Genomic DNA, 715 nt, shown 5'->3' on the forward strand with positions numbered 1-715 from the left:
GCAACGCGGTCGGCGACCACGCCTACACCCTGACGGTGACCGACATCGCCACTGGCTGGACCGAGAACCGGTCGGTGCCGAACAAGGCCCGCAAGTGGGTGCTCGCCGCGCTCGAGGAGATTGCCGGCATCCTGCCGTTCCCGATCCGCGGTGTCGACTCCGACAACGGCAGCGAATTCATCAACCACCACCTGCTCGCCTGGTGCGAGCAGCGGCAGATCACCTTCACCCGGTCCCGACCCGGCAACTCCAACGACGGCGCGCACGTCGAGCAGAAGAACTGGGCGATCGTGCGGACCGTCGTCGGCTACCACCGTTACGACACCCCGGCAGAGTTGTTGCTACTGAACAGGATCTGGGTTCTGCAGTCGAGTCTGTCGAACTACTTCTGTCCGCAGCAGAAACTGATCTCGAAGGTGCGGGACGGGGCGAAGGTGATCAAGAAGTACGACACGGCTACCACCCCGAAACGCCGCGCCGAGCAGCACGAGACGGTCACCGTCGAGGACAAGGCGATCCTCGCCGACACCTACGTGCGCCTGAACCCGGCGGCGATCCAGCGGCAGATCCAGGCGTTGACCGCCGAGCTGCTGACCCTGACCATCGCCAAGGCCGGTCCGGCCCGCGTCCCCGCCGTCACGGCAGTCGCCACGCGCGCATCATCGGATGAGGCAACGAAGCAAACCTCGCGCGCATCTTGACGTGAGGCAATAGG

1 protein-coding gene is annotated in these 715 nt (G+C 65.3%); it reads left to right on the forward strand.

The window, feature by feature from the left end; translation table 11 throughout:
• Window positions 1-701 (forward strand): DDE-type integrase/transposase/recombinase (locus K3M35_RS25840; RefSeq protein WP_220667296.1); only part of this gene is annotated, 701 nt, incomplete at its 5' end.
• Window positions 702-715: the final 14 nt, after the last annotated feature.

Origin of the sequence: Rhodococcus sp. DMU2021, from assembly GCF_019641445.1 — a bacterium.
Taxonomy (GTDB): domain Bacteria; phylum Actinomycetota; class Actinomycetes; order Mycobacteriales; family Mycobacteriaceae; genus Rhodococcus; species Rhodococcus pyridinivorans.